The sequence below is a fragment of the Synechococcus sp. CS-205 genome, assembly GCF_025128255.1.
Taxonomy (GTDB): Bacteria; Cyanobacteriota; Cyanobacteriia; order PCC-6307; family Cyanobiaceae; genus Regnicoccus_A.
Genome location: NZ_JAHLZB010000031.1, coordinates 42,588 through 50,050 on the forward strand (window position 1 = coordinate 42,588; position 7,463 = coordinate 50,050).

A 7,463-nucleotide genomic window follows, 5' to 3' on the forward strand; every position below is an offset into this window, starting at 1 on the left:
CTCAGCCGAAGAAGGAGAGCTGCTCCCTGGAGCGTGGCGGCGGGACCGCCTCCCAGCCACTGGGATCCCAGCCACTGAGCAGGGGTTGGAGAGCCCGCAGACCGGCCCCATCGGCCGGCGCCAGCCAGGCCTGCTCAAGGCCATCGGGAAGCAGCACCGGCATGCGCTGGTGCAGGGGCTGAACCAGGGCGTTGGGGCTGGTGGTGAGCACGCAGCAGCTCTCCAGTTCGCTGCCATCGGGTCCAATCCAACGGTCCCAGAGTCCCGCCAGCCAGAAGGGTTGCCGGTCGAGCCGGCGGATCAGCCAGCCCTTCTCCAGAAAGCCATCGGCGGGGAGCAGGCAGCGGCGGTGGCGCCAGGCCCCGCGGAAGGAGGCCTTCTCGGCCACGGTTTCGCTGCGGGCGTTGAAGGGCCGGGGCGCGTTGAGCGGATCCCTGGCCCACTCCGGCAGCAGACCCCAGAGCATCAGGGCACTGGCGAGCAGGCCATGCTCCTGACGCAGGGCCAGCACCGGCTCACCGGGCTGAATCAGGGTCCGGGGCGCGTAGTGACGCTCCAGCTGCGCAGGCAGCCGCCCCCCCAGCCTCGGCAGCAGCTGATCAAGGGCGGTGGTGAGGCAGAACCGACCACACATGGCGCCCAGGGAACGCTGACTTGCAGCTTAGATCTGCCGTGACGTTCGGTTCTCACTCCCGCCAGAGGGGGCGATCCCACAACACCTGCGCCTAGTTTGGCTCCATTGCTGCGCCCGCCCCCCATGGCCATCCGCCAGGACGACAACCGACCGAACCGGCGGTTCGGAATCATCAACCTGGTGCTGATCGGCTTCGGAGTGCTGTTGCTGGTCAGCAACTTCCTGCCGAACCAGGCCGCCCAGGTGCCGCGGGTGCCGTATTCCCTGTTCATCGATCAGGTCAATGATGGCCATGTGAAGCGGGCGTACATCACCCAGGACCAGATTCGCTACGAGATCACCGACGCCGAAGAGGGTGCTCCTTCGGTGCTCGCCACCACACCGATCTTCGACATGGATCTGCCCCAGCGCCTGGAGCAGAAGGGGGTGGAATTCGCCGCTGCCCCGCCGAAACGCCCCAACTTCTTCACCACCTTGCTGAGCTGGGTGGTTCCTCCGTTGATCTTCATCCTGGTGCTGCAGTTCTTCGCACGCCGTCAGATGGGCGGCGGCGCCCAGGGTGCCCTGAGCTTCACCAAATCCAAGGCCAAGGTCTACGTGCCGGATGAAGAGTCCCGCGTCACCTTCGCCGATGTGGCTGGCGTGGATGAGGCGAAAACGGAGCTCAACGAGATCGTCGACTTCCTCAAGAACCCCGAGCGTTACGCCGCCATCGGTGCCCGTATCCCCAAGGGTGTGCTGCTTGTAGGCCCTCCCGGCACCGGCAAGACTCTGCTCTCCAAGGCTGTGGCCGGTGAGGCCAGCGTTCCCTTCTTCATCATCTCCGGTTCGGAGTTTGTGGAGCTGTTCGTGGGGGCCGGCGCCGCCAGGGTGCGCGACCTGTTCGAAGAAGCCAAGAAGAAAGCACCCTGCATTATTTTCATCGACGAACTCGATGCCATCGGCAAGAGCCGCTCGGGTTCGATGGGCGTGGTGGGCGGCAATGACGAGCGGGAGCAGACCCTCAACCAGCTGCTCACCGAGATGGATGGTTTCAACGCCCAGGACAAGCCGGTGATCGTGCTGGCGGCCACCAACCAACCCGAAACCCTCGATGCCGCCCTGTTGCGCCCGGGCCGCTTCGACCGCCAGGTGCTGGTGGACCGACCCGACCTCTCGGGGCGCAAGAAGATCCTCGACATCTACGCCAACAAGGTGAAGTTGGCCGACGGCGTCGACCTCGACAAGATCGCCCAGGCCACCAGCGGCTTCGCCGGAGCCGACCTGGCCAACCTGGTCAACGAGGCCGCCCTGCTGGCCGCTCGCGCCTACCGCACCACCGTGGAGCAGGGCGATCTCAACGAAGCGATCGAGCGGGTGGTGGCGGGCCTCGAGAAGAAGAGCCGCGTGCTGCAGCCCGATGAGAAGAAGGTGGTGGCTTACCACGAGGTGGGCCACGCGATCGTGGGTCACCTGATGCCCGGCGGCAGCAAGGTGGCCAAGATCTCGATCGTGCCCCGCGGCATGGCGGCCCTCGGGTACACCCTGCAACTCCCCACCGAGGAGCGCTTCCTCAACTCCAAGGAAGATCTCGAAGGCCAGATCGCCACACTGCTGGGGGGCCGCTCTGCCGAGGAGATCGTCTTCGGTGAGGTGACCACCGGCGCCGCCAACGACCTCCAACGGGCCACCGACATCGCTGAACAGATGGTGGGCACGTACGGCATGAGCGACACCCTCGGCCCCCTCGCCTACGACAAGCAGGGCGGCAGCCGCTTCCTCGGCGGTCCGAGCAATCCCCGCCGGGAGGTCAGCGATGCCACGGCCCAGGCGATCGATCACGAGGTGCGCGGCCTGGTGGACCGGGCCCACGAGCGGGCGTTGTCGATCCTGCACGGCAACCGCGATCTGCTGGAGAACATTGCCGGAAAGATCCTCGACAAGGAGGTGATCGAGGGCGATGAGCTCAAAGAGCTGCTCGCCTCCAGCACCCTTCCCAGCGAAGCGGTGCTCACCCCCGCCTGATCCACCCCTTGACGCGGGGGCACCCGCTCCCCGATAAGAGTTCTTTGGACATGGGGTCATGGGACCGCCGTTCAGCCAGCGCTTTCCCGCTCTCGCCCCCCTGCGAGGCGGGGATCTGCTGTCTTCAGCGGACCTGAGCGCCGAAGAGACCCTGGCGCTGCTCGATCTCGCCGCTGAATTCAAGCGAGGTTCTCTCCATCTTGATCTCAGCGGCAAGGCGCTCGGCCTGATCTTCACCAAGGCCTCCACCCGAACCCGGGTCAGCTTCTCCGTGGCCATGGGCCGCCTGGGGGGCCAGGTGCTGGACCTCAACCCCTCCGTCACCCAGGTGGGGCGCGGCGAGCCGGTGGCCGACACCGCCCGCGTGCTCAGCCGCTACGTGGACGCTCTGGCGATCCGCACGTTCGAGCAACGCGAACTGGCCGACTACGCCCACTGGGCCTCGGTCCCGGTGATCAACGCCCTGACCGATCTCGAGCACCCCTGCCAGGCCCTGGCCGATCTGCTCACCATCCGCGAGAACTTCGGTGACCTGCGGGGGCTCACCCTCACCTACGTGGGTGACGGCAACAACATGGCCCACTCCCTGATGCTCAGCGGCGCCCTGTTGGGGATGCATGTGCGGGTGGCCTGCCCCGAGGGCTTCTGTCCCGATCCGGCCGTGCTCGACCAGGCCCGGAAGCTGGCGGGCCGCGCCGCCACGATCTCGGTGCTGCACGAGCCGGTGCCGGCGGTGCGGGATGCCGAGGTGCTCTACACCGATGTATGGGCCTCGATGGGCCAGGAGCAGGAGCAGCAACAGCGTCTTCAGGCCTTTGCGGGCTTCTGCGTGGATGAGGCCCTGTTGGCGGAAGCCGATCCGCGCGCCATCGTGCTGCATTGCCTGCCGGCCCACCGCGGCGAGGAAATCAGCGCCGGCGTGATCGAGGGCAGCGCCAGCCGGGTGTTCGATCAGGCCGAGAACCGCCTGCATGTGCAGCAGGCGCTGCTGGCGGCCCTGCTGGCTGATCCCAACACGCCCTGCTCCTGATCGGGGTCCCCCGGGGGGTGGACAACGGGCGCGCCTGGGGGAACACTGGTGACATGGTTCATGCGTACTGTCGGTGATCGTCTCCTCCAGGCCAGCCGCTCCGAGCGGGCACGACCTCACCAGTGCCCAGCAGGAGCTCTACGACTGGCTGGTGGATTACATCCAGCAGCACCGCCACAGCCCGTCAATCCGTCAGATGATGGAGGCGATGGGGCTTCGCTCCCCGGCACCAATTCAGAGCCGGCTGCGGCACCTGCAGCAGAAGGGCTGGATCACCTGGCAGGAAGGCCAGGCCCGCACCCTTCAACTGCTGGGCCCTACCCAGGCGGGGGGGATTCCCCTGCTCGGCTCGGTGGCGGCCGGCGGCCTGATCGAAAGCTTCGACGATGTGCAGGAGCGCCTTGATCTGGCTTCGCTGCTGGACACCCGCGGCCTGTTCGCCCTCACCGTCAACGGCGACAGCATGGTGGAGGCCCACATCGACGATGGCGACATCGTGCTGATGGAGCCCGTCAACGATCCATCCCGGCTCCGGCCGGGCACGATCGTGGCGGCCCACGTGCCCGGCAGTGGCACCACCTTGAAGCACTTCAGCCGCCAGGGAGGGAAGGTGCGCCTGGAAGCGGCCAACCCGGCCTACGCCCCGATCGAACTGGAGGCCGACCAGGTCACCGTCCAGGGGCGGATGGTGGCCGTCTGGCGCCAAGTCTGAGCGCAGCCCCGGAGCCCACCCTCGGCCGTGGGGGTGAACCGCTGCGTTGTAAACTCTTCAAGCGCCAAAGCGAGGGTCCAAGGGCCCAGCCGATCAACCAGCGCTCGGTTCGCCAGGCCAACATATGGGGCCATAGCTCAGCTGGTAGAGCACCTGCATGGCATGCAGGGGGTCAGCGGTTCGAATCCGCTTGGCTCCATTGAGAAATCTCAGTCGTAACAACGGGTTTCGGGTTCGCGCTCGAAGCCCGCTTTTGCTTGCGGAGGCACGCTGCAGCAATTCTGCGCACCTTTCTGCGCACCATTTCGCCAGACTTGGGACACACCAGACCCCCTGCAACGGCAGGGCTGGACCCATGACGGCACCACCGATTGACCAAGGTGCGCAAAAGGTGCGCAGAAATCCGACGGCGCCCCGCTGGATCACCACCCTTCGCCATGCCCTCAAGGGAGAGCACGGCCGCGGCTGGAGCGTCCGCGAGCGACACGGCCGCGTTCAGATCACGCGGCGGTTCGAGGATGGAGCGCGGTCCTCGATCGACACCACCATCCTGTGGGACGCCCAAGCAGTTCGCCCCACGCTGGAGCTGGTCACTGCCGTGCGGGACCGGATGGAAGGCCAGCGGCTCGGGCTGCGCGAGGCCTATGAACTGGTAGCGGATACACCGCAGACGCGACCGGGAATGGTGGATTGGTGCGCCGTGGTTGAGCAGTACCGAGATCACCGGATCGGCAGCGGCCAGATCAAGACCACTACATGGGAGCGCGACTCCCGCTACCGGATGGAGCGTGCCCTCGGCTGTCTGACAACTAACCCGACACCACGTGACGGCCGCGCCTTGCTGACTCGCTACAGGGACCGATGGTGTGGAGCAGCCTGAAGCACCGGCCGAAAGCGCCAGCTGTTGGAGGTCTCGGCCTTGCTGCGGTTCGCGGTGCGCAGCTGCGGTGCAGCCGATCGCTGGCTGCCACCTGATGACCTTGAAGACCTAATCGGGCTCCGTGAGAACGAGGTGATCGACACGGTACCGATCAAGCCAGAGCAGCTCGAACGGTTGCTACTGGGTATCAGCTCGCCGTCGCTGCGGCTCGCGGTTGGTCTGGTGGGATTGTTCGGACTGAGGCCATCTGAGTTGATGGTGGCCCGCGCCGAAGCCGGCAAGCTGCGCGTGCCGCCGGTCAAGCGGAACCGCCGCACCGCCAAAAATCCAAAGCCGCCCCGGATGGTGCTCCCTCTCGATTTACCCGGCATGCCCGGCGAAGGCGCCAGGGTGCTGGCTCAGCTGGAGAGCGGCCTGGTGCCGCTGCCCGTGGCCATCCTCAACGCCCGCGACCTCAAGGCCTGCGGGATGGCCTTCCGCCAGTACCTGGACCGATGCCCGGCATGGCAGCAGCTGCGCCTGGAGACGCCCGGCCTCAGCCCCTACGGCCTTCGGCATGGCTACGCCTTGCGTGCCCACACCACCTACCGACTTTCCGTGAGGGTTGCTGCGGCGCTGATGGGCCATGACCCGATCACCCATCAACGGCATTACGGCGCCTGGACCGATGAAGCCACAATCGAGGCCGAGCTGTCACGGGCGATTGCCGCCGCTACCGCTGGTGGCTTGCGGTAGCGGCCAACTGCAGGTAGTGTTATGGGACTCACGCGGCAGGCGGCCTGGACTTGATCCGGAAGGCGCTGCCGGGGCCGAAAGGCTGCAGGCATCAGGGGCTTGCCACACCCGTCTGGTTGCGATGCTGGGGGCTCTTTCAGAGCAGTGGTTCTGTTCAACCCCAAGGGGCTGATGGCACGACACAGGAACCACTACCACTACATCCGCGGCCGAAAGGTCACAGCGTCTAAAGACTCCTACTGGGCGCCAGCGGACATTGTGGCGTTCGTCCAGACCCTCAAGGCTCAGGATCCGGCCATGGTGGTGAATCTGTATCCGACCGACTTCCGCGATGCACTCCGCGCTGCTCTTGAGGCAGCCGGGATGCGTTGGCACTTCATCGACGCCGACGAAAATGAGCGCTTCCTTGCTCAAAGTCGCGCCGAAAGTCGTGCCTTTATGAAGCGCATCGAAGCTGAGAACCGCGCCGAATGGCGGCGTTCCTGTTCCGTGACCTGACTCCCCTGGGGATCAATCACTGATCCTCGATGACCCCCTCCACCATCACTGCCTCCCGCTGGCTGCCAACGGGAGCCGCTGCATTGGCCCTCGGTGTTTCGACTGACTCGCTCAAGCGTTACGCCACCCGACACGAAATCCTGATCGAAGGGAAGCACTACCGCCGTGGTGCTTTCGCCAACTCTCCAATCGTTTGGGACGTTGTGGCCTGCCTGGAGGCCCTCACGCATCGCGGGATGAATCGCTCTATGCGACAAGGGGCTACATGAAAAAGGCCCCGGTCACGCGGGGCCTGGATGAAAACCTGTGCTCCGATTTTACCGCCGACCCGATCCATGGCGCCGGCCCCTATTCGCCAGGAAGGTGGCCGCTCGAACGCCTGCCGATGCTGGCCGGGCTGCGCCCGCTGCTACCCGGTGGCCCAGATAAGCGCCCCCTGGTGGGCGATGCCTGGCCCGATCATCCCGGCCTGACGATGCCCGAGCTGCAGCGACTGAGCCCCGCTTGCATCTGCTGGCACATCGGCGCGTCGCCGGACCACATCGCCGTCGACCTGGATGGACCACGGCCCATTGCGTTCTGTCAGCAGCACGGCTGCGATCCTCGAACGGTCGATACATGGCGGATCGAGCGAGTAAACAACCGCGACCGCCTGAAAGTTGTCTTTCTTGTCACCCCAGAGCAGAAGGCGATCCTCTCCGCTGGCTCGAAGACAGTGCGGGTTGGCGCGGGGGAACTCGGTCCGGACGATCCCGGAGAGGAGCTGGCCATCTTCGGGAAGCATGGGTCGCAGATTGTGGTCCTGGGCGACCATTACGACAAGGAAACTGGGTACCCATTCAGGGGGCGAGATGCTGAGTCACAGCATTGTGGCTGCCATGGTCATCAAGCGAGGCAGCAGATCTGCTCTGCTGATACCTCCGGTGCCGGGAGCGCTGCTCAGTCGCTGGGCAGCAGTGAGGGCATCTCA

8 protein-coding genes and 1 tRNA gene are annotated in these 7,463 nt (G+C 65.8%); 8 read left to right on the plus strand and 1 reads right to left on the minus strand.

The genetic code is table 11. The annotated features are described in order from the left end of the window. Nucleotide 1: 1 nt before the first annotated feature. Nucleotides 2-634: an SOS response-associated peptidase gene (locus tag KQ297_RS08065; protein ID WP_259738962.1), complete on the minus strand. Its 633-nt coding sequence runs from the start codon at nucleotides 632-634 to the stop codon at nucleotides 2-4. 123 nt (nucleotides 635-757) lie between these two features. On the opposite strand from KQ297_RS08065, the gene ftsH reads away from it, so the two are divergent. The 8 genes from ftsH to KQ297_RS08105 all read left to right on the plus strand — a co-directional run. Beyond that, nucleotides 758-2,638, plus strand: a complete 1,881-nt coding sequence (gene ftsH / locus KQ297_RS08070) for an ATP-dependent zinc metalloprotease FtsH (protein ID WP_259738963.1) — start codon at nucleotides 758-760, stop codon at nucleotides 2,636-2,638. Between the two features lie 58 nt (nucleotides 2,639-2,696). Continuing rightward, nucleotides 2,697-3,668: an ornithine carbamoyltransferase gene (gene argF / locus KQ297_RS08075; RefSeq protein WP_259738964.1), complete on the plus strand. Its 972-nt coding sequence runs from the start codon at nucleotides 2,697-2,699 to the stop codon at nucleotides 3,666-3,668. Between the two features lie 73 nt (nucleotides 3,669-3,741). Continuing rightward, entirely contained in the window at nucleotides 3,742-4,380 is a 639-nt protein-coding gene (gene lexA, locus KQ297_RS08080; RefSeq protein WP_259738965.1) for a transcriptional repressor LexA, read from the plus strand. Between the two features lie 126 nt (nucleotides 4,381-4,506). Beyond that, a tRNA-Ala gene (locus KQ297_RS08085) sits at nucleotides 4,507-4,579 on the plus strand. 192 nt (nucleotides 4,580-4,771) lie between these two features. Continuing rightward, nucleotides 4,772-5,260, plus strand: a complete 489-nt coding sequence (locus KQ297_RS08090) for a hypothetical protein (RefSeq protein ID WP_259738966.1) — start codon at nucleotides 4,772-4,774, stop codon at nucleotides 5,258-5,260. Nucleotides 5,261-5,284: 24 nt separating this feature from the next. Then, nucleotides 5,285-5,995 (plus strand): hypothetical protein, encoded by a 711-nt coding sequence (locus KQ297_RS08095; protein ID WP_259738967.1) that lies wholly within the window; start codon nucleotides 5,285-5,287, stop codon nucleotides 5,993-5,995. A 144-nt stretch (nucleotides 5,996-6,139) separates the two neighbouring features. Next, on the plus strand, nucleotides 6,140-6,493 hold the full coding sequence (locus KQ297_RS08100) for a hypothetical protein (RefSeq protein WP_259738968.1): 354 nt from the start codon (nucleotides 6,140-6,142) through the stop codon (nucleotides 6,491-6,493). Nucleotides 6,494-6,758: 265 nt separating this feature from the next. Beyond that, the coding region (locus tag KQ297_RS08105; RefSeq protein ID WP_259738969.1) for a hypothetical protein at nucleotides 6,759-7,463 on the plus strand (705 nt) is incomplete at its 3' end.

What these genes read in the sequence shown, in the direction of transcription:
- KQ297_RS08065 (WP_259738962.1), bottom strand. Translation starts at nt 634, where the DNA reads ATGTGTGGTCGGTTCTGCCTCACCACCGCCCTTGATCAGCTGCTGCCG.
- ftsH (WP_259738963.1), top strand. Translation starts at nt 758, where the DNA reads ATGGCCATCCGCCAGGACGACAACCGACCGAACCGGCGGTTCGGAATC.
- argF (WP_259738964.1), top strand. Translation starts at nt 2,697, where the DNA reads ATGGGACCGCCGTTCAGCCAGCGCTTTCCCGCTCTCGCCCCCCTGCGA.